Below are 20,541 nucleotides of genomic sequence, written 5' to 3'. Positions count from 1 at the left end.
GCCCGTCAGAGCCACACCGCGACGTCCGGACTGCTCGACCGTCCGGACGTCGCGCTGTCCGTCGTTGCCGGCCTGCAGGCACGACGAAGCAGCCGCCGGGTTGGCGCCCGGCGGCTGCTCGTAGGTGCAGTCTCAGGTGTGGTCGCGCTCGAGACGGTCGATGATTCTGCGGACGCTCAGCATCTTCCGAAGCGGGAAGTGCAGTCCGACCTCCCAGGTGAATCCGAGACCGCCGTGAACGTGCACCGCGATCTCGGCTACATCGATGCACTGATCTACCGCGAAGAGCGCACCACGGAACGCGTTGGTGTCTTGCTGTGATCCCCAGATCAGTGCGGTGTCCGCTGCCTCCACGTTGACGGTCGCGGTGGCCAGGTTGTGTTTGACCGCCTGGAAGGACCCCACTGGTCGGCCGAACTGTTCGCGTTCGATCACGAAGGTGAGTGAATCGGCGAGTAGGCGTTCCGCTCCGCCGAGGACCTCGGCCGCGAGAACGAGGGCCACCTCACGGGCCGCCTCTGTGGTGAACGTCGTGGCGACGGCGGTGTGGACACCGCGGCCGACCAGGTCCAACCCGTCGACATCACCGGTGGGTACCTCGGTCACTTCCCCCTCGATGTCACCGAGGGCCGAGGCCACGACGATACCGTCGAGCGCACCGAACGGGACAAGGGCACCGTCGCCGAGCGGCAACGCGAAGGTGACCGGGCCATCAACCTCTCGTGCGGCGGCGGACAGCCGTTTGGCCAGCAAGCTCGGCAGCAACGGTTGCGGGATGCTGCCGTAGCCCCAGGCCTTGGCAATGGCAACCAGATCTCGTGTGCTCGCGCAGGTGTCATCCTCGACGATTCCGGCCAGGTCCCATCCCGCTTCCGCGATGGCCGCCCACGAGATGGGCGGTTCGGACTCCTCCACATACGTCGCGATGGGGGCGTGAGAGGTGGCGCGTTTGACGAGGTCCCCGATTCCCTCGGCGCCGATGACTCCGTACTCGTTCGGAAGGGTCGTCATCGCGTATCGCGATTTCGGGTTCTGCTTCTGTTCGACGATGGTCACTTCGGAAGTCCTAACACTCGTTCTGCCAGAATGTTTCGCTGAATCTCGCTGGACCCGCCGTAGATTGTCACGGCGCGGGATTCCAGGTACTGGTAGGACCAGTGCTTCTGCTGGACCACTGGCGCGTGCCCGACACCGAGTCGGGTCACGTCCTGCCACAGCTCGCTCCACATCAGCTTGAGCACGGCGCCGGCCCGTGCCAGCGCTTCGTCGTCGCCGACAGACTCGAGATCGGCGACCTTCATCAACTGCCAGTGGACCAGTTCCGTCCGGATGTCCAAGTCCCTCAGCCGTGAGGCGTACTCCGGGCGATCACCCAATACCTCGAGTAGGGCGTCGACATCGGATCGGATTTCGACGTACCGCGCGGCGGTCTCGATACCCCCGCGCTCGTCACCGAGCACCCGCATCGCGACCTTCCACCCGTCCCCGTCGTCACCGACCCGGTCGGAATCGGGAACGAAGACGTTCTCGAACCTGGTCTCGGCGAAGTGCACGGCCCCGGAGATCTGTCTGATGTCACTGATCGAGACACCGGGCTGTTCCATGTCGACGAGGAACATCGACAGGTTGCGGTATCGGCCGGCATCAGGCTGCGTCTGGGCGAGCACGAAGCATCGGCGTGCATGCTGGGCAAACGAAGTCCAGGTCTTGCTGCCGTTGATGAGGTAGCCGCCGTCGACGCGTCGGGCCTTGGCTTGGATGTTCGCAAGGTCCGACCCTGCCTGGGGCTCGGAGAAGCCCTGGCACCATACCTCTTGCCCGTTCATGATCGACGGGATGTATTGGGCCCTCTGCTGTTCGGTGCCGACAGCGATAAGCATCGGCGTGACCAAGGATTTCCCGACCCGGGTGAATCCGTCCGGCGCCTGCGCTTTGCCTGCCAAGACGTGGAAGACGATTTCCTCGGCTAGTCCGAGCCCCCGACCTCCGTATTCCGTTGGGATGGACAGGCCCGAGTAGCCGCCCTCCCACAGGGTGAAGTCCCATTGCCGGCGGACCTCGTCCATCTCGTGACTCGTCAGTGTCCCCCGGGCCTCTTTCCACCGGGAGGGGACGGCGGTACTGAGAAATTCCTCGGCTTCTGACGCGAAACGATCTATATCGCGGATGGGCTCGAGAGTGCTTGTCGTCATTTTTCCATCCATCTGATCGGTCCGTGCGGCTATCAGTGCCGTGTGGATCAAGTCCTCTGCAGCTGTGGTCATGTCGTCGTCCGGGCAGCCCGCACGCTGAACTTCGGTGTCGAGACGGCGAACGAGGTACTCGCGGCCGGAGCGTCGATGAGATCGATGAGGGACTCGACGATGTTGTTGCTGCTGCGTCGACGGTCGACCCGCAGTGGCCCCTTCGCGAGCATGGCGTCCACTTCTTCATCGGACATCATGAATCGGATCAGCAGTTCCTCGTCGGAGATATCCGGCGCGAAACGGGCGCGGATCTCCTTCAGCGACGGATCGGGGCGCTCCCACGACTGCAACTGCTTGGTTCGTGGGTTCGACATAATCTTGTCCAGTACGTCGGGGTCGATTGGGGAGGGCACCGGGCCGTAGTGACCCAGGACGTAGTGGATGACTTCGTCGGACACCATGGAGTAGGGCTTTCCGGTGACGATGTTGAGCACCGCCTGGACACCGACGAACTGGGAGAATGGCGTGGCCATGATGGGCGAACCGAGCTGCACGCGCACTTGGGGGATGGCCTCTAGAACCTCCGGGAAGCGGTGGCCCATGCCGTGTCGCTCGAGCTGGTTGATCAGCGTGCCGGTCATGCCACCGGGTAGTTGGTGGTCGTACATCCGGGGGTCGTATTCGGCGGGCACACCGGTTGCGCGGCCGGCCTCTCGCGCGACGTGCTCGAAGTGTTCGGCGACAGGTGCGAACGTCGACGTGTCGAGGGTGTGTTCGCGGCCCAGGTGCTCGACTATCGTGGCCATCGCCTCGGTGGACGGCAGCGACGGGCCGTTCGCCATCGGACGCGATGCGGTGTGTATACGCGTGAATCCGCTCTCGATACCGACGATGTAGTTGTGCTGGGCCATGTTGGTGGTGTTGTGACAGTGCAACTCTAGTGGCATGTCACCGGTCGCCTGCCGGATCGCCGGAAGCAGCGTGCGCGCACGTTCGGGTTTGAGGATTCCGGCGGCGTCCTCGACGTAGATCGATTCGACGCCTTCCCAGGAGGCCATCTGCCGCGCACGATCGGCGAAGTACGCGTCGTCGTGCACGTCGGTGAGTCCGTACATGATGGCTGGGACGGGTTGCCCGCCGGCGTTGCGCACGACGTCGACCTGGTGCTTCATCAGGTCCATGTCGTACAGGCAGTCGTAGAGCCAGAAGCTGGTGGAACCGTGCTTGATCAGCGTCTGGATCCACAGGTCCATGATCGCCTGCGGAGTGGGCGCGAAGCCGACGCAGCTCAGGGTGCGTAGGCCCGAGCGGAGCTCGTTGCCTTTCAGTCCCGCCACGAGGAAGTCGAGTGTCGCCCAGGGATCGTCGCCGTATTCACGGAGCAAGACGGTGAACATGCCCGCGCCGGTGAGGTCGATGGTGCGGTACCCGGCATCCTTCAGGTATGGCAGGGCGCCTGCCGCCTCGTACGCACGCAGCCGCATGCCCCAGAGGCTCTGTTGCCCGTCTCGAAGGCTCTGCTCGACGAAATCGATGTTCACGTGAGTTTCCTTGTTCATCTTGGTTGGTGGCGGTAGTGCGCCCCTGTTACGACGCGATCGTGACGAGCGGGGTTCCGTATTCCACGGGGTCACCGTCGTCTGCAGCGATAGCGGTCACAACGCCATCCGTCATCGCCTCGATGGGCATCGTCAACGTGAGGACCTTGACGTTGCCGAGTACGTCCCCAGCTGTCACGTTCTGGCCGATCTCGACGAATGGTGCACCGCCGTTCCGGGAAGCACGCCGAAACACTCCTACGCTCGGGGAAGCGACGACCTGCTTCGAGCCGCCTTCCGGGGGGACAGCACCGCCTGGCGGAACAGCGGGAGCCGGCGCTGAGCGCTCCGGCTCGATTGCCACGGGCGGTGCGGGCTCCGCGGCCGGTGCTGGTTCTGAGGTGGGTAAGGACACGGGCAGCTGGACGCCGCGTCGGGCCACGGCTATGTGGACATCGCCCACCACGACCTCAGCCTGATCGAACCCCGCATCTTGCAGCGCCGCCAGAATGAGCTTGATGTCGGCCGAAGAGATATCCACAGCACTCCTTTTCTAACAACCGGTTGGTGGTGAAACCAGACTAGGCGTGTTGCGCGTCACGTGCAACTACCAATCGCGACCTTGGGACCGCGCTGACGGTCAGGTTGAAGCCGTTACGAGGAGAAATTCGACCGCCCGGGGCATATACGCGTTTTCCGAGTGCCCTCGGGCCTCGCACGGCGGACGCACCGCCCGGGGCGTCGAAGCCGGCACGTACAGTGCCGCAGGGCTCGCCGCCGAACGCCGGCCGAGACCGGGCCCGTTCCGCGATCGCGGCCGAGATTTTGCCTTCTCGACTCGATCCCAGAGCCACGGCACGTGACGCGACCGGGAAACCTGTCGGGCGACCCGCGCTCGCGTCCCGGCCTGATCGCGGACGACGAGCTCCTCAGGCGGATCGCCACGCGGCGTCAGCGTCTACACAATTCCACCGCTGTCAACCGATCGTTTGGTGGTATAATGACCGTCACACGAAGCCTGTGGTAACAGGTGCACCGACTCGGTTTCCAGCCCAATCGCCATGGGAGATCTGGTCGGCGCGCCACCCCCGGGCAGGCCGCCGTCGAACCGGAGTGGACCATCCATGAGTCTCACGAGTGTCCACCCCTCTACACCATCGCTCGAACCTGTCATGGCCGACCACGCCGAACTCTGTTCCGCGCTGGGGTTCCCTACTTCGGGATTCGCGGCACTGTGCGCGACGGTCGACGACAAGCCGGTCGGATTGGTCGCGACGTCCTTCTCGGTCGGTGTCTCGTACTCGCATCACCACCAGGACCGATCATGATCTCGTCTCCGTCCCGCCCGCCACACGTCGCACTCGCTCTACCCGAAGCCGCGGGATTCACTACGACGAGAACGTCCATCTCCGGCTGCACATCCGCCGATCGGACGGACCCCATCGCGGAGGGGGGTGAACCCGTGGGCACACACGCAACGGTGCGCATTCAGGCAGCGGATCTGGGACAGGCTCAACTGACCACAAGACGCATACGGTCGGCTGAGGCCAAAGCGGGTCGCGATCCGTACGGCCTCTTGGTGCTTCTCGACCTCGAGTTCCTGATCGCTCCGGACGCACGCAGGGCACGCACCGAACTCGCCGAGTCGAACCATTTCGACTGCTCCGCGACAGTTCGCTACGTCGGTACACCTCGTGGGCTAGCAGGCCTGATCTCGGATATCCGCGCGGCTTCCGTCGCCGACGGGGTAACACTGATCCCACTCGCAACGAGCGTCACCGCCGCCGAGTTGGTTTCCCAGCAGGTACTCCCCCTTCTCGTCCCGCAGGAATTTACGGACTGACTCGGACGAGACCGCCCAGGCAGTGTCTATCCGACCTCCCGGATCATTCTCGCGGGGTCGACGCCCGCGGAGGGGGCCAACCCGTTGATGCAGGCCAGTTCGCCTCCGCGGAGGGGGCCACATCCGCCAGTAGCTCTGATGTGCACCGGTAGCTCTGATGTGCAGTGGCAATGTGCGGGGGCCGTTGAATCAGTCGGGTGGAATGACCGAGTGGGATACGCTGGATATCACCTTGAGAAGAGCCCGGGGCACGCCGGCGAAACGTCTGCAGGAACCGATGACTGAGAACGACCCGCTCCAGACACAGCGTGATATGTCTGGCGGCGCGGACCTCGATCTCATTACAGAACTACACGCGGCCGGATTCGACGACGCTGCCGAGATCGGCCGCGGCGGCTTCGGCGTCGTGTACCGCTGCAGTCAGGCCGCCCTCGACCGTACGGTGGCAGTGAAGGTCCTCACCGCTGACTTGGACGAAGAGAACACGGAACGTTTCTTCCGCGAACAACAGGCAATGGGACGGCTGACCGGTCATCCCAATATCGTCAATGTGCTGCAGGTCGGAGCGACGGAGACCGGCCGCCCCTATCTTGTGATGCAGTACTACCCGCGAGACTCGCTCGATGCGTGGATCCGACGCCACGGTCCCCTCTCGACCGAGCAGGTACTCCGTCTCGGGGTGAAGATGGCCGGCGCCATCGAGACAGCATTCCGCCTCGGCATTGTTCACCGTGACGTCAAGCCCGCGAATATCCTGCTCACCGATTACGGCGAACCTGCTCTCACCGATTTTGGGATCGCACACATCGCTGGGGGTTTCCAAACTGCCACCGGCACCGTCACCGGTTCCCCTGCTTTCACCGCGCCCGAGGTGCTTGGTGGAGACCCTCCTGGGCCTGCGTCGGATGTCTATGGGCTTGGCGCAACCCTGTTCTGCGCGTTGACCGGTCACGCTGCATTCGAAAGGCGCAGAGGTGAACAGGTGGTCGCTCAGTTTCTGCGGATCACCACACAACCTGTGCCGGATCTTCGTGATAACGGCATCGACGACGATGTGTGCGCGCTCATCGAGGAGGCGATGTCGCGTAGTTCCCAGGACCGTCCGTCGGCCGCCGCACTCGGTGAGAAGATCCAACAGTTGCAACTCAATCACGGCTTCCCCCTCGATGAGATGGCATTACGCACCGGGTCCGATGACGATCAATTACAGGGTCGAATCTCCGTGCCGCTCGGATTACCTTTGGGCGGGCTTCACGACGCGGACCGTCGCCCACATCTCAGTGCGCCGTCTGGCAACCTGCCGGGAAACCTCGCGCTCGAACTCACCAGCTTCGTCGGTCGCCGCACAGAGCTAGCGGAAGCGCAGAATCTTCTGGAAATCGCCCGGCTAGTCACGCTGACCGGGATGGGTGGGGTGGGTAAGACTCGGCTCGCGCTCCGGGTCGCCGCCGACTTACAAGACACATTCCACGACGGTGTGTGGCTTGTCGAGCTTGATGAGATCAACGATGACTCGCTACTCATACAGTTGGTGGCCGGCGCGCTGGGCGTTCGGGAGCAGGCAGCCCGGCCCTTGCGCGAGGTGCTCGCGGACTTCGTTTCCTCACGCAGCCTGTTGTTGGTGCTGGACAACTGTGAGCACGTGGTGTCCGCGGTGGCGCAGCTAGCAGAGTCGCTGCTCCGCAGAAGCCCTAAACTGCGGATACTCGCGACCAGCCGCGAAGCCTTGTCTATCGGTGGGGAGGCGATCTTGCGGGTCGCGCCGCTAGCCGTACCCACCCCAGGACAGCAGCAGCGCGGGCCACTTACCAATGATGCTGTTGCGTTGTTCGCCGAACGTGCAGCCGCCGCACAGCCAGGATTCCAGCTCACCGCCCAAAACGAGTCTGCGGTCGCGCAGATATGCTCGCGGTTGGACGGACTGCCGTTGGCCATCGAATTGGCGGCTGCGCGCATTCGTGTGATGTCGCCGGATCAAATCCTCGAGCGACTGACCGACCGTTTCACGCTGTTGACCCGAGGCAGCCGGGCGGCCCCGAGCCGTCAGCAGACCCTTCGGTGGAGTATCGATTGGAGTTACGGACTGTGCAGCGCGGTCGAGCAGCACGTGTGGGAACGACTGTCGGTATTCGCTGGAGGGTTCGAACTCGACGCGGCCGAGGGAATCTGCGACGGTGATCTGCGGGCCGACGAATTGCTCGACTCGCTGTCCTCCCTTGTGGACAAGTCGATTCTTCTTCGAGAAGAGACCCGCACCGCGGTCCGATTCCGTTTGCTTGACACTGTCCGCGAATACGGACGGGACAAGTTGGACCAGACTGGTGAGTATGCCCAGGTTCGCCGTAAGCACCGGGACTGGTACCAACAGTTGGTGCTTGATGCGGATGCAGGCTGGATCACCGATCGGCAACTCGACTGGATCAACAGGCTCGAGCGCGAACAACCGAACCTCCGTGAGGCTTTGAGCCATACCGCGCAAGAAGCGGTGCCGGAGTCGGAGGACGACACCGCGTTGCGTATGACCACTGCCCTGTTCCCATTCTGGCTCTCCCGCGGTCTGCTGACTGAAGGGCGATATTGGCTCGACCGCGCTGTCGCACAGGATTCGGGGAAGCTGAGCACTGCACGAATTACAGCACTTTGCGCTGACAGTGTGCTCGCTGAGTTGCAGGGCGATTTGGCTACCGGCCGATCCCTGATAGTGCAGGCGCGGGCGGCAATCGGACCGCGTCCGGATCCCGTAGTCCACGCCGAGATTGCGCATGCGGAGGGGATCTCGGCTCTCTTCGGAGGCGACTTCGATGACGCACGTGCGCGTCTGGAAGATGCGCTCGCGGTCTTCGACTCGATCGGGGCACTCCGTCCGCAGGTCGAAGGGCTACTACAGCTCGGCTGGGCGCATGCGTTCCGCGGCGATACCGAGCGGGCACTCATGTCCTATGAAAAGGCTCTCGTGATCACCGAATCACGTGGGGAGTCCGTGTATCGGTCATACGCGCTCTGGGGCACCGGAGTTACCCGGTGGCAACAAGGGGACGAAGATTCCGCGGTTCAGCTCTTGCAACAATGCCTTCGGCTGGCGCGGATGCGAGATGACCCACTGATGGCCGCGCCGTCCATGGAGGCACTGGCATGGATCGCGTGTGAGCGTGACAGTGCGCGGGCCTCGGTAATGATGGGCGCCGCAGAGGCTTTAGGCCGAACCGTTGGCAGTTCCACAGTCCTTTTCCCCAATCTGCTCGTTCACCACGATGCGTGCGAACGACACGCGCTAGCGGCACTCGGCCGACGCACGTTCGAGACTGCACGCGATATCGGCGCCAACCTCGGGTTCGAGGTATCTGTCGCATATGCGCTCGGCGAGTGCACTGTCGACCCCACCGCGAGGACCCCGTTGACCAGGCGGGAGCGCCAAGTCGCGGAACTGATTGTCACCGGTCGGACCGACAGTGAGATCGGCGAACAGCTATCGATCAGCCCCCACACCGTTCACGGACACGTGAAACATATCCTCGCCAAGTTCGGGCTCAGTTCGCGCGCACAGATCGGGGCGGCGATGTCCTCTCCACATGGAGTGCGCGCATCGGATCCTCCAGCCGGCCCAACGTAATCTACCAAACGGATGGTCAATCTGTCGATGCCGCAACCTCGATCCCGAAGTGTTCTTCGAGGCAGAGCACGAAGGTCGGGGCACCCGTATCCTGCGCGAGCGAGTCGCGAAACGCATCTGTCTCGGCCTAAGTTCGAATAGTCACGACCGAAAGGAATCCTGATGAGTGATCACGTCTACCGAGTTGTTGAGGTTGTCGGTTCGTCGAGCGACAGCGCCGATGCGGCTATTCGGAATGCCATCGCGCGTGCCAACGAGACCGTGCGGAACGTTGAGTGGTTTCAGGTCGTAGAAACCCGAGGTCACGTTGAGAACGGTGCCATCGCGCACTACCAGGTAACGGTGAAAGTCGGATTCCGACTGGAGGCGAGCACCGCAGGGTGAAGCCGTGACAGCCCTCGCTCCGGCTGACATAACCACGCCGAGTCCAACCACCGAGCACCGAGCACCGACGACAACCCCCACCGTGGGTGGACCACACCAGCAGTACTTTTCATCTCGGGTGTAGGTCGCGCGGGCTCGGAACCCGCCTGGCCGCGCGAATTGATGGCCCGGATACGGTCGACGCAAGGACTCCATCCGTGGACGCAGGACAGCAGAGACAGCGGCGGGCCGAGACCGCGAATGCGGACAGGTTCACCCGGATCCTGGGCGGCGGACCTATGAACTGGGCATCGGTGATCCAGCCGAGAATGAATCACCCTGGATCGGGTGGAGACTCCAGTTCAGGCCACTTCGGGGGTTGAGGCAACCGGGGGACGCTATTCACGATAGCGGGTCTCAAACCAGGTCGGCGAAAGATAGTCGATCGCCGAGTGCAACCGGGCCGCGTTGAACCAGCGAACCCACTCGTCGGTTTCCCTGCTCCACCTCGGCCCCACCGCTCCACGACGCGTCACGGTCGATCAGCCGGCGAGATGTGACTCGACGCTCAGAGCTTGTACCCGATGGTCCTCAGCAGAGCCTTACGGTCGGCGACATCGGCACTTGTCTCGACGCCGGCGGGTGTGAACCCGTCGATCACTCCGGCGATGCCTCTGCCGAGTTCCGTCTCGGCCACGATGATCTCGACCCGATTGGCCGTAGCGCAGAAGATGCCGCACACCTCGGGCACCTGCTTGAGCGTGTTCAGCACATTGACCGGATAACCCTCCTCCACGAACACGAAGAAGGAGTGGCCCGCACCGACCGCGATCGCGTTGCGCGTGGCCAACTCGACGAGACGGTCGTCGTTGCCCGAACAGCGCACGAGGCGAGGACCCGACGCCTCGCAGAATGCCACCCCGAACCGCAGGTGCGGACTTACCCCAGCCAGTGCTTCGTGCAGATCCTCGACCGTCTTGATGAAATGGGCCTGCCCGACGATCACATTCATGTCGTCGGGCTTGTCGATCGCCACGGTATGCAACTCCACGATCGCTCCTCCATCGCCTGCTGCCGCGCAAGCCGGCATCGATCTCAGTGTGCGCCGCTCCGGCAACGGGGACAACGCCTGTGCCGCGAGGGCACACCGGTGACTCGCCTGCGAGGGGTTTTTCAACCGGGCATGGTCTCGCCGCCGAGCGGTGCGAGAACCTCCCCGCTGTAGTACGACGACAGCAGACCGGAGGCGAAGAACACGTATGAGGGGGCGATCTCGTCCGGTTGCGCGGCTCGCCCGTAGGGGGCCTGTTTGCCGAAGTCCGCCACCTTCTCCTCGTCCATGGTGGCAGGAATCAGCGGTGTCCAGACCGGGCCCGGGTCGACACAGTTGACACGGATTCCCCGCTCGAGCAGTGCCTGCGCCAACGAGTACGTCAGTGCGTTCACCGCACCCTTGGTGGCGGAGTAGTCGATCAGCGACTTGTTGCCACGCAGCCCGTTCACCGAACCGGTGTTGATGATGGCCGAGCCGGGGGCCAGGTGTGGGACAGCAGCCTTTGTCACGTGGAAAAAGCTGTCGATATTGACAGAAAACGTCCGGCGCCATGGGTCGTCGGACAGCTCGAGGAAGTCCTCGACGGGCTCTTGGTACGCCACGTTGTTCACGACGACGTCGAGTCCGCCCAACTCGGACACCGTGCGCTCGACGACGTCACGGCAATGCTGCGGGTCGGCCAGGTCACCGGGGAAGACGCGGCACTTCCGGCCCTCAGCCGCGACCAGTTCAGCGGTGTGGCCGGCGTCGTCGCTCTCCTCGAGATAGGCGATGGCCACGTCGGCGCCCTCTTTCGCGAAGGCGACGGCGACTGCCCGGCCGATGCCCGAGTCGCCCCCGGTGATCAGGGCCTTCTTGCCCGCAAGCAGGTCTCTGCCGCGGTAGGCGCGCATCTCGTCCTGCGGCTGGTCGGCCATCTCGGCCGTGTGGCCGGGGTAGTCGATGGTGCGCGGGGCATGTTCGCTCACTGTTACCTCCGAAGGGTCGAGTTCGGCTGTTTCGTCACCCCGCCGGTTACCCCGCCCGGGTGGCGTGAACCCGAACCGGGACCGCACCCGTCGTCGCGAACCCCTCAGCGGATCCGCACGTTGCGCGCCTGGTCCCCCGTCGCTGTCCGGCACACCTCGAACCTCACGGTTTGCCCGTCGGCGAGGCAGCGATGGCCGTCTCCGGCGATTTCGGAGATGTGCACGAACACATCCTCCGATCCGTCGTCCGGGGCGATGAATCCGAACCCCTGATCCTCGTTGAACCATCGCACGGTACCGGTGTGCAGGCCCCGATCCGTCGAGCGTGCCAGCGTATCTCCGGTGCTCATCGCACCGACCTCCGGTCGGCCATGCCCTGGAGCGCGGCCGCCACCCACAGACTCGATCCCAGCAGGCCCACCAGCAGAGTTACGTTGAGCATTGCGCCTCCTCCGAACACCGGACACAACCGTGTCGCTGTCGATTCCCCCGAAGATAGGGTCTCGAAACGCGGGATGGGCGCCATTTGCGCCCGGAGGTTGCCGAATCGAAATCTTTGGGCCGCCACCACCTTGTCGTCGTCATCAGAAGACATTCGCATGCGCGCCCACACAAGATCTGTTTTGACAGATATAGATTTTGTTGTACGTTCGTATCGTTCGAATCTGAAGGGAACACGGAAGAACCCCGGTTCTTCCGACGAGAGGTTCCAGAAATCGGGAAGGACGACGGGCGTGATGAAGCACAGTAGTTGCGGTGGGCGGGTTCACATATTCGGTTCGCGGCTGCGGCCTGGGGGTACGCGGTGACCACACCCGCCGGATCGACCCGGGCCGGCAGTTGGACGTTGTCGACCGAAGAGTTGAAGAACCGGCTCGAGTGGATGTTCGAGCACACCGCCACCGAGACCGCCGACTCGTCGTCCTGAACGACGGCCACGGCGCAACCGACACCGTTGCCGGTACACGGCAGTAGCGAACGAGAGGATCGAGAATGTCGAAATTCACCGTGCCAGGCCTGTCCGCGGAGCAGGGTTCGCAAGTCGCCGACACCCTGCAGAAACGGCTCAGCGCCTACAACGATCTGCACCTCACGCTCAAGCACATCCATTGGAACGTGGTGGGGCCGAACTTTATCGGCGTCCACGAAATGATCGACCCGCAGGTCGAATTGGTCCGCGGATACGCCGATGCGGTCGCCGAGCGTATTGCCGCCCTGGGCAAGTCACCGGACGGCACACCCGCGGCCATCGGACGGGACCGTACGTGGGACGACTACTCGGTCGGCCGCGACACCGCCCAGGCGCACCTGGCCGCGCTCGATCTCGTCTACACCGGCGTCATCGAGGATAATCGCAAGGCCATCGAAGAATTCGGCGATCTCGACCCCATCACCGAGGACCTGCTGATCGGGCAGACCGCCGAACTCGAGAAGTTCCAGTGGTTCGTTCGCGCTCATCTCGAAAATTCGGGTGGGTCACTCGCCAACGAAGGCGCACACTCGGAGAAGCAGGCCGCGGCGCAGGCTCGTTGATCGTCGGCATTTCCGTCCGACCCGAACACGCGTCACCTATTCGAGCGTCACCTGACCGAGTGATCCTGGCCGTACCGGGATCGCTCTCTTCCGAAAGGACACTTCCGTGCTAGGACTGGGAATTATCGGCTGGATCATCATCGGCGGGCTCGCCGGCTGGATCGGCAGCAAGATCATGAAGACCGATGCTCAGATGGGCATCCTCCTCAACATCGTCGTCGGCATCATCGGCGGACTACTCGGTGGTTTCCTCCTCAAACTGCTCAATGTGGACGTCGAAGGGGGCGGTCTCTGGTTCAGCTTCTTCACCTGCCTCCTCGGGGCAGTGATTCTCCTTTTCCTGGTCAAGCTGGTCACCGGACGCACCGCCGCCCGCCGCTGACCGCAAACGAAATAAAGGGGCCTGCCCATCCGAGAGGATGGGCAGGCCCCTTTTTCGGTGTCACCGAGCGAGCTGCGGTGTCATCGGGCGAGAAGGCGAATCACGGCGCGTTCGACCACCGCTCGCTCCAGATGTATTGACGGCGACCGGCAGCATCGAGTCCGACTGCCTGGATGTGACCGTTGCGGTGCGGGCAGATCCACACCTTGCGCCACGCGGGCGGGATACCGGTGCGTCGATCCGCGCTCGGTCCTCGTCCGATACTCCGGCCGCGCCGTCGGGTGCGCCGTACGAGAAACCCCGGCCCCGACGCCGCCGGCGAATGCCCGGCCCGGACGGGTCACTGTGCCGCAACCGCATGTACTCCCCTTTACAGTCACCTACCCCGACACTCGTGCACCCGGATCTCGAGAGTCCCGTAATACCCGTGGCGGGGGTGCCTCACACCGCCACGTTTCGCGCGCCGCGAGTCGGGGCACCCGTACCGAACAGGAGGTGTGAACAGCACGCCGATCTCCCGCATCGGAGGCTGCCCGGGCAGAAAGCGACCGGATTCGACATGGACGAGACCGAACTTCTCCAGACGCTCACCAAGGTGGTGAGCACGCTGAATGACACGGGTATCAGGTTCGCGGTCGCCGGCGGCTGCGCCGTCTACGCGCGCGGTGGACCGCCGTCCGATCACGATGTCGACATCTTCCTGAAAGAGGAGGACGCGGAGTCCGCACTGCGCGCCCTCGAAGCCGCCGGGATGACCCGGGTGGTTCCGCCCGAGGACTGGCTCGTCAAGGTCTACGACGGTGAAGTGCTGGTCGATCTGGTTTTCCGGCCCAACTACCAGCCCGTCACCGACGAGCTCTTCGAACGCGCGACGTGGATGCGGGTCGGCCCCACCGCGGCACTGGTGATCAGTGCTACGGACCTCATGGTCGACAAACTTCTCGTGCTGGACGCGCACCGGTGCGACTTCGTCCCGCTGCTGCGTATCGCCCGAGATCTGCGTGAGCAGGTCGATTGGCAGGAGGTTGAGCTAAGCGCCGGCAAATCACCCTACGCCCGAGCATTTCTGGCTCTACTCGGCGACCTTCACATCTCCGACGGGACGGGCAGTGGCCATCAGTCGCCGCCGGCAACGGAGGAGAGCGCATGAATCCGGAAGAGCAGCCGCCCCAGTACCTTGTCGCACATCTACGGCGCGCGCTCGCGGAGGACCCGCGCACGTCCGAACTCGGCGTGCGAATCTCGGTGCGCGCGAACCAGGTCTACCTGAGCGGAGAAGTGAGCTGCGCCCACCGCAGGGATGATCTGGAAGTCGTTGTGCGCGAGCACCTTCCTACCATGTCGGTGCGCAACGATGTTCAGGTAGTGGACAATCGTGAACCGGCAGGCCGAGAGGAACTCGACTGATGCGCATTGCAGCTGTCGGTGACGTGCACCTCGCCGAGGACGCGCGCGGTCTGCTTCGTCCCGCACTCGACAAACTCCACGAACACGCCGATGTGCTGTTGCTCGCGGGCGACCTCACCCGCCACGGCACCGTCGAAGAAGCTTCGGTGGTCGCCGACGAATTCCGGGATCTCGGCGTTCCGGTGATCGCGGTTCTCGGAAACCACGATCACCACTGCGACGCCGCCGACGAGATCACCGCACTCCTCGAAAGCCGGGACATCACCGTTCTCGAAGGGACCACTGCCACCGTTGCGGTCGATGGTCAGACGCTCGGGGTAGCGGGAGTAAAGGGGTTCGGTGGCGGGTTCGCGGGCAAATGCGCGAGTGCCTTCGGGGAGCGGCAGATGAAGGACTTCGCCGGTCATACCGTGGAGGTCGCGTCGGAGCTACGCCGTGCCCTGTCGACCCTCGAGACCGACATCCGGGTGGCTCTCACCCATTACTCGCCGATCTCCGACACCTTGCACGGTGAGCCCCCCGAAATCTATCCCTTCCTCGGGTCGTATCTCCTCGGCGAACCGATCGACGAGTTCGGTGTCGACCTCGCCGTGCACGGCCACGCCCACGCGGGACGCGAACGCGGCACCACCCCTGGTGGCGTTCGGGTGCGCAATGTTGCGCAACCCGTGATTCACTCCGCTTACGCGGTGTACGGAATTCACACGGAATGAACGAATTCGGTACGCCGAGAGAGTAGTGATGACGGATGGACAGTGGCCGATTGGAGCGCGATGACGCGGACTGGAATTTCCGCGCCCGCCACGAGACCGAGACGCAACGACTGGACCGGAACTGGAACGGTCTGCTCCAGGAATTACGCGTCGTCCAGACCGGGGTCCAACTGCTCACCGGGTTTCTTCTCACGCTGCCCTTCCAGGAGAGGTTCGGGGAGCTCACGGACGCCGAGGTTCTCATCTACCTCGTCACCGTCGCCCTCTCGGTGACATCGACCATGCTGCTGGTCGCCCCGGTAGGTATTCACCGGATGCTGTTCCGCCTGCACGCTCTGTACGACCTGGTTGCCGTGGCGCACCGGCTGGCGATCTGCGGGATCACCACGCTGGCGATGGCGCTCATCGGTGTGGTGCTGCTCATCTTCAGCTTTGTCGTCTCGCCCGTCGTCGGAGTCGTCGCCGCCGCCGTGGCCGTGGCCCTGTTTCTCGGACTGTGGTTGTTCGCCCGCATACTGCAGGGACGACACCGCAAGTGAGCGCGGCGCCAATTCCCCCCTCCGGCAGATACGGTCGTTTCGGAATGTCGGCCAGCGGGCAATCGGTCGGATGCCACGTCGTCGGGTCACGAATCCCGAACCGAACCGAACGAGCAGACAGGAATGGCATGGCCGACTCTCAATCCTCCGGACCGGATCCGTCGCCGACCCCCGAGAAGGATCCGGACGACTGGATCACCGGAGACGAACCGATGACCGGGCCACAACGGTCCTACCTGCACACTCTCGCCCAAGAGTTGGGTGAGACCGTTCCCGACGACCTGACCAAGGTCACCGCATCGAAACTGATCGACGACATGCAGCAACGGTCGGGGCGAGGCGCCCGCGGCGAGAACTCCTCGGACACGTGAGACCGCCGGCGCGCGCTGGCCTCGGCGTTTCGTGCTGTCGGCAGCCGGGTAGGCGTTCGAGTACGAAAGGAGCAGTGACATGACGGACATCCATCGCAGTGATGCGCATCGGACCGGGTCGCCCGGTTCCACCCCGGCGGGCCGCTCGGACAACGTCGACGATCTGTCGACCGTGCAGCTCGTCGAGCGGCTCACTGAGCAGGTGTCGCAACTCGTCCGCACCGAAGTGAGTTCTGCCCTGACGGAGGTCAAGGAAAAAGGCACGCGTGTCGGTATCGGCGTCGGCGTGTCGGGAGCGGGCCTTCTGCTGCTGTTGTTCGGCTTGGCGACGCTCGTTGCCACCGCAGTGCTCGGACTCTCCACAGCCCTCGAACCGTGGATCGCCGCCCTGATCGTGGCCGCCGTGCTGATCATCGCAGGGTCGATCACCGCGGCCGTCGGCGGTCGTCGCGCGAAGAACGCGTTGCCTCCCGTTCCGGAGCAGACCACCCGCAGCGTCCGGGCGGACGTCGACACGGTCAAGGAGGGCTTCCGATGACCGAGGCGCAGCAGCCGAATGGCGAGGTCACCACGCCGAGCCCCCCGGTCGAGCAGCAGCGGGCGGAACTGGCGGCCACCGTCGATGCTCTGCACAAGAAAATCGATATCGGCTCTCGGGCCAAGGCGCACGCACGCCACGACATCGAGACGCTGAAGCAGCAACCGCAACGCGTGGCAGCGGTCGGCGTCGTCGCTTCCCTTCTCCTCGTGCTGCTGGTGGTACGGCGGCGACGGAACGCCCACTGAGATCTCCACCCTAGGAGCGTATTTCAGATGCAGAAGGACACGAACGACGACCGGGACACACCCAAGGGTGGCCGGCCCGGTCCTGCAGATCAGGGCAAGGACGGTGGCATGGCTACCCGGGAGAACGCGCCCGAGTTGGCCGAGGAATCGGCGGGATCCGATGACCCCGACGAATGAGCCGGGTGCGTCACCGGATCGTCCGTATAGACGAGGTCACATGAGCACAGGAGGTCGGCAGTGACGTATCAGCCGGACACCGGGGCCGGGAAAGGTCCCTCAGAGAACGAGCGTCCCCAGGACGACGCGCGGACCATCCGCGGACACGCCGGGGAAGCGATCACCGACAGTCGCAACTGGCCGGGGTATTTCCTGATCGCCGCCGGAATCGCTGCGCTCGGGGCGACACTGGTCGGAGCAGGTTACGGTTTCGAGGGCTGGGCCGTGATCGGCACCATCATCTGTGTGGTGTGCCTCATCGGCGGCGCCACACTCGTGCTCCTCGAGCGCAAGCGAGTCAAGGCCCTCGACGGAGAATCGCTCACCGACCAGGAAGGTCATTGATCCGGGCTGTATCCCCTATCGGCTGCCCGGAGGATTTCCCCTCCCCCGGTCGGCAAGCATTTTCGGCTCGGGTGTCACATTCGATGGGTGGCCGGTGTCTTCATGCCGACAGCACATAAGTCGGAGGAGGAGTCATGGCCGGAAATACCAGAATCCCCAAGGCCGAGCTGACCGGCGTCTACGGCGCGGTGGTCAAACGGATGTCCCGCAAGATGCTCGGCGACGTGGCCGAGCCGGTCGAGGTGGCGTGGCACAACAAGAAGGTGCTGAACTTCAGCTTCAGCGTCGGTCGTCAGGCACAGAAGTGGAATCGGTGTGACAAGAACCTGAAGTCGTTCGCCCACATGGCGGTCGCTAGTCTTATCGGCTGCAGCTTCTGCCTGGACTACGGATACTTCCAGGCGCACAACGACGGGCTCGACCTGACCAAGGCGCGGGAGGTGCCGCGGTGGCGCGAGTCGGACGTGTTCACCCCGCTCGAGCGGGAAGTTCTGGAGTACGCCGAAGCAATGAGCCAGACCCCGCCGACGGTGACCGAAGACATGTCGGCGCGCCTGCTCGAGCAGCTCGGTGCCCCCGCCCTCGTGGAGCTCACCGCGTTCATCGCGCTGGCGAATTTCATGACCCGCACCAACGTCGCATTCGGCATCGAATCACAGGGGCTCGCGGCTGCATGTGATCTGAAGCCGCTCGCAGTCCGTTCGACGACATGACCGACGACCCGTTCGTCACCCACCGCAGCCTGCTCTTCACCGTCGCGTACGAGATGCTCGGCTCCGCCGCCGAGGCCGAGGACGTCGTCCAGGAGACCTGGCGGCGGTGGGCCGACGTCGAGCAGGTCGAGATTCCGATCCGCGGGCCTACCTGGTGCGGATGGTCACCCGGCAAGCGTTGAACCGGCTCCGATCGGTGTCCCGTCGCCAGCAGCAGGAAGCCGTCGCCAGGTTCCTGGGCGCCGTCTCGACCGGCGACGTGCAGGCACTGATGGAGGTGCTGGCCGCGGACGTGGTGGTGATTGCCGATGGCGGCGGGCTGGTGGCGTCGGCCCGCAAGCCGATCACCGGAGCCGAGAGGGTGGCGGCCTTCCTGGCCCGCGCCGCGGTGGTCCCCGGTCTCACGGCGACCACCGCGTGGTTCAACGGGATGCCCGGCACCCGAATGGACATCGGTGGCTCTCCCACTGCGGTGAGTCTCGTGGTCGAGGACGGCCGGATCACCCGGATCTACGCCATCCGCAAACCGCACAAGCTGGGATGGTTGGACAAGGTGGCGGAATTGCGGCGGTGACCGTCCCGGCTGGAGACGGGGCGCGATCATCGAAAAGAGCCCCGTATCGAGGGTTCTCGACGTTCGAGGATGCCGGCGGTGTGTTCTCTGACCATCTCGTCGAGGTGGTCCCCCTGCGGTGCGAGCCAGAAGTCGCCGCGATCGATGCCGTCGAAGACGCGATCGGCGAAGGTGTCCGTGTCGAGGCCGTGCGTGGTGAGTAGTTCCCGCATCTGCGTGACCATCCGCTCGACTGCGGGGTGCGACACCCGGCCGAAGGGATCCTCGAACACCGAGGTGTCCACCGGTCCGGGCGCGAGGACGCTCGCGGACACCGGGGCTTCGACCATCGCCAGTTCCATCTGCAGGCATTCGGTCAGGGCAACCACAGCGAACTTCGACGCGCTGTACGGCGACATCATCGGTCCGGGTGCGAATCCGCCGACGGAGGCGGTGTTCACCACGCGACTGGTGCCGTCCTGGTCGATCATTCTGGGGACGAACGCTCGGATTCCGTTGACGACGCCTCTCACGTTGACGCCCAGCACGGTGTCCCACTCGGATTCACCGAGTTGCCAGATGAACCCGGCCCGCATGATGCCCGCATTGTTGAACAGTAGATCGACTCGCCCGAAAGTCTCGAAGGCGGCGTCGGCGAGGGCGTCCACGGCCCCCTGATCCGCGACGTCGGTGGGAACGGCGATGGTATCGCCGCCCAGTTCTGCGGCAAGGTCGTGCACGGCCGCGGCGTCGACGTCGGCGAGTACCAGCCGCATACCGCGCCGCCTCGCCGTCCTGGCGAGTCCTGCTCCGATCCCACTGCCCGCACCCGTGACGACCGCCACCGAGTTCCTGCGCATGTCCGAATCTGTCACGGTGAATCCCCTAACCAGAGGTGGGCGGTTCTACTCTCGGCCGAGAATAAGAAGCGGAGCGGGCCCCGGACGCGCGGTGTCCCCCTCAGTGGGAACCGAATACGCAGCACACGCCGAAGGGATCGCCGTCGTTTAGCCGCTACGGCGCCCGGGTAGTCGGACCGTGTGTGCGGGGATTGTCCGTGCGCGTGTCCACCGACCAGGAGGTGCATCTCAGTGGCAGACGACAAGTCAGGTCCGGCCGAGGGTGTCAAGGGTGTCGTCGAAGACGTCAAGGGCAAAGCGAAGGAAGCAGCGGGAGCTGTGACCGGCAACGACGGCATGACTCGCGAAGGGCAGGCGCAGCAGGACAAGGCCGAGGCTCAGCGCGAAGTCGCGGAGAAGGAAGCAGCAGCCGAGAAGGCACGCGGCGAGGCGGCGGCCGAAGAAGCCCGGCAGCGCGCCGAGCAGGGTAAATAGGACGAGCAGTACGACCGTAGGCCCCGGGCCGACGAGCCACGGGGCCGGCAGTCGTGCGTCGGGACGCCCCACGCGGCGCCCATTCCC

26 protein-coding genes and 2 pseudogenes are annotated in these 20,541 nt (G+C 64.3%); 19 read left to right on the top strand and 9 right to left on the bottom strand.

Translation table 11 applies throughout. The features are described from left to right. Window positions 1-132 precede the first annotated feature (132 nt). From CBI38_RS14895 to CBI38_RS14880, 4 genes are all read right to left on the bottom strand, one after another. Window positions 133-1,056: an acyl-CoA dehydrogenase family protein gene (locus CBI38_RS14895; RefSeq protein WP_109329934.1), complete on the bottom strand. Its 924-nt coding sequence runs from the start codon at window positions 1,054-1,056 to the stop codon at window positions 133-135. Continuing rightward, window positions 1,053-2,192, bottom strand: a complete 1,140-nt coding sequence (locus tag CBI38_RS14890) for an acyl-CoA dehydrogenase family protein (RefSeq protein ID WP_109335093.1) — start codon at window positions 2,190-2,192, stop codon at window positions 1,053-1,055. Before CBI38_RS14890 ends, CBI38_RS14895 begins: the two co-directional genes overlap by 4 nt. 68 nt (window positions 2,193-2,260) lie before the next feature. Further along, window positions 2,261-3,727 carry a carboxyltransferase gene (locus CBI38_RS14885; RefSeq protein WP_109329932.1) on the bottom strand — a complete coding sequence of 489 codons (1,467 nt, stop codon included), beginning with the start codon at window positions 3,725-3,727 and terminating at the stop codon, window positions 2,261-2,263. Window positions 3,728-3,773: 46 nt separating this feature from the next. Further along, window positions 3,774-4,265 (bottom strand): acetyl-CoA carboxylase biotin carboxyl carrier protein, encoded by a 492-nt coding sequence (locus CBI38_RS14880; RefSeq protein WP_109329930.1) that lies wholly within the window; start codon window positions 4,263-4,265, stop codon window positions 3,774-3,776. 583 nt (window positions 4,266-4,848) lie between these two features. Here CBI38_RS14880 and CBI38_RS38420 point away from each other — a divergent pair. The 4 genes from CBI38_RS38420 to CBI38_RS14860 all read left to right on the top strand — a co-directional run bounded on the left by CBI38_RS38420 (window position 4,849) and on the right by CBI38_RS14860 (window position 9,561). After that, on the top strand, window positions 4,849-5,052 hold the full coding sequence (locus CBI38_RS38420) for a hypothetical protein (protein ID WP_204164931.1): 204 nt from the start codon (window positions 4,849-4,851) through the stop codon (window positions 5,050-5,052). Further along, window positions 5,049-5,567: a hypothetical protein gene (locus CBI38_RS14870; protein WP_109329928.1), complete on the top strand. Its 519-nt coding sequence runs from the start codon at window positions 5,049-5,051 to the stop codon at window positions 5,565-5,567. Before CBI38_RS38420 ends, CBI38_RS14870 begins: the two co-directional genes overlap by 4 nt. A gap of 277 nt (window positions 5,568-5,844) precedes the next feature. Beyond that, window positions 5,845-9,177: a protein kinase domain-containing protein gene (locus CBI38_RS14865; RefSeq protein ID WP_109329926.1), complete on the top strand. Its 3,333-nt coding sequence runs from the start codon at window positions 5,845-5,847 to the stop codon at window positions 9,175-9,177. A gap of 162 nt (window positions 9,178-9,339) precedes the next feature. Next, entirely contained in the window at window positions 9,340-9,561 is a 222-nt protein-coding gene (locus CBI38_RS14860) for a dodecin (RefSeq protein WP_109329924.1), read from the top strand. 547 nt (window positions 9,562-10,108) lie between these two features. Here the strand turns inward: CBI38_RS14860 and CBI38_RS14855 are convergent. The 3 genes from CBI38_RS14855 to CBI38_RS14845 form a co-directional block, all read right to left on the bottom strand. Beyond that, window positions 10,109-10,630, bottom strand: a complete 522-nt coding sequence (locus tag CBI38_RS14855) for an adenosine-specific kinase (RefSeq protein ID WP_230990192.1) — start codon at window positions 10,628-10,630, stop codon at window positions 10,109-10,111. An 83-nt stretch (window positions 10,631-10,713) separates the two neighbouring features. Next, entirely contained in the window at window positions 10,714-11,511 is a 798-nt protein-coding gene (locus CBI38_RS14850) for an SDR family oxidoreductase (RefSeq protein ID WP_109335092.1), read from the bottom strand. 155 nt (window positions 11,512-11,666) lie between these two features. Continuing rightward, complete coding sequence (locus CBI38_RS14845) at window positions 11,667-11,912, bottom strand: cold-shock protein (RefSeq protein WP_109329920.1); 246 nt, start codon at window positions 11,910-11,912, stop codon at window positions 11,667-11,669. A 455-nt stretch (window positions 11,913-12,367) separates the two neighbouring features. Between CBI38_RS14845 and CBI38_RS40120 the strand changes: the two genes are divergently transcribed. From CBI38_RS40120 to CBI38_RS14835, 3 genes are all read left to right on the top strand, one after another. Beyond that, complete coding sequence (locus CBI38_RS40120; protein WP_257792479.1) at window positions 12,368-12,490, top strand: hypothetical protein; 123 nt, start codon at window positions 12,368-12,370, stop codon at window positions 12,488-12,490. Window positions 12,491-12,555: 65 nt separating this feature from the next. Beyond that, window positions 12,556-13,095 carry a Dps family protein gene (locus CBI38_RS14840; protein ID WP_109329918.1) on the top strand — a complete coding sequence of 180 codons (540 nt, stop codon included), beginning with the start codon at window positions 12,556-12,558 and terminating at the stop codon, window positions 13,093-13,095. A 106-nt stretch (window positions 13,096-13,201) separates the two neighbouring features. Further along, window positions 13,202-13,477 (top strand): GlsB/YeaQ/YmgE family stress response membrane protein, encoded by a 276-nt coding sequence (locus CBI38_RS14835; protein WP_109329916.1) that lies wholly within the window; start codon window positions 13,202-13,204, stop codon window positions 13,475-13,477. A 115-nt stretch (window positions 13,478-13,592) separates the two neighbouring features. Here CBI38_RS14835 and CBI38_RS39075 read toward each other — a convergent pair. Beyond that, window positions 13,593-13,837, bottom strand: a pseudogene (locus tag CBI38_RS39075) (DNA topoisomerase IB); the annotation flags it as partial. A gap of 199 nt (window positions 13,838-14,036) precedes the next feature. On the opposite strand from CBI38_RS39075, the gene CBI38_RS14830 reads away from it, so the two are divergent. From CBI38_RS14830 to CBI38_RS14790, 11 genes and pseudogenes are all read left to right on the top strand, one after another. Next, window positions 14,037-14,627 carry a nucleotidyltransferase gene (locus tag CBI38_RS14830; RefSeq protein WP_204164930.1) on the top strand — a complete coding sequence of 197 codons (591 nt, stop codon included), beginning with the start codon at window positions 14,037-14,039 and terminating at the stop codon, window positions 14,625-14,627. Beyond that, the gene (locus CBI38_RS38415; protein WP_201453578.1) at window positions 14,624-14,884 is read left to right on the top strand and encodes a BON domain-containing protein; all 261 of its coding nucleotides are present in this window, start codon (window positions 14,624-14,626) and stop codon (window positions 14,882-14,884) included. The genes CBI38_RS14830 and CBI38_RS38415 overlap by 4 nt, the downstream gene beginning before the upstream one ends. Beyond that, on the top strand, window positions 14,881-15,597 hold the full coding sequence (locus CBI38_RS14825; protein ID WP_204164967.1) for a metallophosphoesterase family protein: 717 nt from the start codon (window positions 14,881-14,883) through the stop codon (window positions 15,595-15,597). The genes CBI38_RS38415 and CBI38_RS14825 overlap by 4 nt, the downstream gene beginning before the upstream one ends. 35 nt (window positions 15,598-15,632) lie before the next feature. After that, a complete protein-coding gene (locus tag CBI38_RS14820; protein WP_109329912.1) occupies window positions 15,633-16,136 on the top strand; it encodes a DUF6328 family protein in 504 nt (167 codons plus the stop codon). A 128-nt stretch (window positions 16,137-16,264) separates the two neighbouring features. Further along, on the top strand, window positions 16,265-16,507 hold the full coding sequence (locus tag CBI38_RS14815) for a DUF3072 domain-containing protein (RefSeq protein WP_109329910.1): 243 nt from the start codon (window positions 16,265-16,267) through the stop codon (window positions 16,505-16,507). 79 nt (window positions 16,508-16,586) lie between these two features. Then, complete coding sequence (locus CBI38_RS14810) at window positions 16,587-17,045, top strand: phage holin family protein (RefSeq protein ID WP_109329908.1); 459 nt, start codon at window positions 16,587-16,589, stop codon at window positions 17,043-17,045. Next, window positions 17,042-17,293, top strand: a complete 252-nt coding sequence (locus CBI38_RS14805; RefSeq protein ID WP_109329906.1) for a hypothetical protein — start codon at window positions 17,042-17,044, stop codon at window positions 17,291-17,293. Before CBI38_RS14810 ends, CBI38_RS14805 begins: the two co-directional genes overlap by 4 nt. Before the next feature lie 27 nt (window positions 17,294-17,320). After that, window positions 17,321-17,470 (top strand): hypothetical protein, encoded by a 150-nt coding sequence (locus CBI38_RS38410; protein WP_201453577.1) that lies wholly within the window; start codon window positions 17,321-17,323, stop codon window positions 17,468-17,470. A 60-nt stretch (window positions 17,471-17,530) separates the two neighbouring features. Continuing rightward, on the top strand, window positions 17,531-17,854 hold the full coding sequence (locus CBI38_RS14800) for a hypothetical protein (protein ID WP_109329905.1): 324 nt from the start codon (window positions 17,531-17,533) through the stop codon (window positions 17,852-17,854). A 134-nt stretch (window positions 17,855-17,988) separates the two neighbouring features. Continuing rightward, entirely contained in the window at window positions 17,989-18,567 is a 579-nt protein-coding gene (locus CBI38_RS14795; protein WP_109329903.1) for a carboxymuconolactone decarboxylase family protein, read from the top strand. Continuing rightward, a pseudogene (locus CBI38_RS14790) lies at window positions 18,564-19,141 on the top strand (sigma factor). Before CBI38_RS14795 ends, CBI38_RS14790 begins: the two are co-directional and overlap by 4 nt. 26 nt (window positions 19,142-19,167) lie before the next feature. Here CBI38_RS14790 and CBI38_RS14785 read toward each other — a convergent pair. Next, the gene (locus tag CBI38_RS14785; protein ID WP_109329901.1) at window positions 19,168-19,995 is read right to left on the bottom strand and encodes an SDR family NAD(P)-dependent oxidoreductase; all 828 of its coding nucleotides are present in this window, start codon (window positions 19,993-19,995) and stop codon (window positions 19,168-19,170) included. 216 nt (window positions 19,996-20,211) lie between these two features. Here CBI38_RS14785 and mbp1 point away from each other — a divergent pair, with 216 nt between their 5' ends. Beyond that, complete coding sequence (mbp1, locus tag CBI38_RS14780; RefSeq protein ID WP_109329899.1) at window positions 20,212-20,454, top strand: microaggregate-binding protein 1; 243 nt, start codon at window positions 20,212-20,214, stop codon at window positions 20,452-20,454. The last annotated feature ends 87 nt before the right edge of the window (window positions 20,455-20,541 follow it).

Source organism: Rhodococcus oxybenzonivorans (genome assembly GCF_003130705.1).
In the GTDB taxonomy this organism is placed as follows: domain Bacteria; phylum Actinomycetota; class Actinomycetes; order Mycobacteriales; family Mycobacteriaceae; genus Rhodococcus_F; species Rhodococcus_F oxybenzonivorans.
Note: the sequence above shows the minus strand (reverse complement) of the source record. Positions and strands in the feature narration are given on the sequence as shown.

What these genes read in the sequence shown, in the direction of transcription:
- CBI38_RS14890 (WP_109335093.1), bottom strand. Translation starts at nt 2,192, where the DNA reads ATGACGACAAGCACTCTCGAGCCCATCCGCGATATAGATCGTTTCGCG.
- CBI38_RS38420 (WP_204164931.1), top strand. Translation starts at nt 4,849, where the DNA reads ATGAGTCTCACGAGTGTCCACCCCTCTACACCATCGCTCGAACCTGTC.
- CBI38_RS14870 (WP_109329928.1), top strand. Translation starts at nt 5,049, where the DNA reads ATGATCTCGTCTCCGTCCCGCCCGCCACACGTCGCACTCGCTCTACCC.
- CBI38_RS14865 (WP_109329926.1), top strand. Translation starts at nt 5,845, where the DNA reads ATGACTGAGAACGACCCGCTCCAGACACAGCGTGATATGTCTGGCGGC.
- CBI38_RS14860 (WP_109329924.1), top strand. Translation starts at nt 9,340, where the DNA reads ATGAGTGATCACGTCTACCGAGTTGTTGAGGTTGTCGGTTCGTCGAGC.
- CBI38_RS14855 (WP_230990192.1), bottom strand. Translation starts at nt 10,630, where the DNA reads ATGCCGGCTTGCGCGGCAGCAGGCGATGGAGGAGCGATCGTGGAGTTG.
- CBI38_RS14850 (WP_109335092.1), bottom strand. Translation starts at nt 11,511, where the DNA reads ATGGCCGACCAGCCGCAGGACGAGATGCGCGCCTACCGCGGCAGAGAC.
- CBI38_RS14845 (WP_109329920.1), bottom strand. Translation starts at nt 11,912, where the DNA reads ATGAGCACCGGAGATACGCTGGCACGCTCGACGGATCGGGGCCTGCAC.
- CBI38_RS14840 (WP_109329918.1), top strand. Translation starts at nt 12,556, where the DNA reads ATGTCGAAATTCACCGTGCCAGGCCTGTCCGCGGAGCAGGGTTCGCAA.
- CBI38_RS14830 (WP_204164930.1), top strand. Translation starts at nt 14,037, where the DNA reads ATGGACGAGACCGAACTTCTCCAGACGCTCACCAAGGTGGTGAGCACG.
- CBI38_RS38415 (WP_201453578.1), top strand. Translation starts at nt 14,624, where the DNA reads ATGAATCCGGAAGAGCAGCCGCCCCAGTACCTTGTCGCACATCTACGG.
- CBI38_RS14820 (WP_109329912.1), top strand. Translation starts at nt 15,633, where the DNA reads ATGGACAGTGGCCGATTGGAGCGCGATGACGCGGACTGGAATTTCCGC.
- CBI38_RS14815 (WP_109329910.1), top strand. Translation starts at nt 16,265, where the DNA reads ATGGCCGACTCTCAATCCTCCGGACCGGATCCGTCGCCGACCCCCGAG.
- CBI38_RS14810 (WP_109329908.1), top strand. Translation starts at nt 16,587, where the DNA reads ATGACGGACATCCATCGCAGTGATGCGCATCGGACCGGGTCGCCCGGT.
- CBI38_RS14805 (WP_109329906.1), top strand. Translation starts at nt 17,042, where the DNA reads ATGACCGAGGCGCAGCAGCCGAATGGCGAGGTCACCACGCCGAGCCCC.
- CBI38_RS38410 (WP_201453577.1), top strand. Translation starts at nt 17,321, where the DNA reads ATGCAGAAGGACACGAACGACGACCGGGACACACCCAAGGGTGGCCGG.
- CBI38_RS14795 (WP_109329903.1), top strand. Translation starts at nt 17,989, where the DNA reads ATGGCCGGAAATACCAGAATCCCCAAGGCCGAGCTGACCGGCGTCTAC.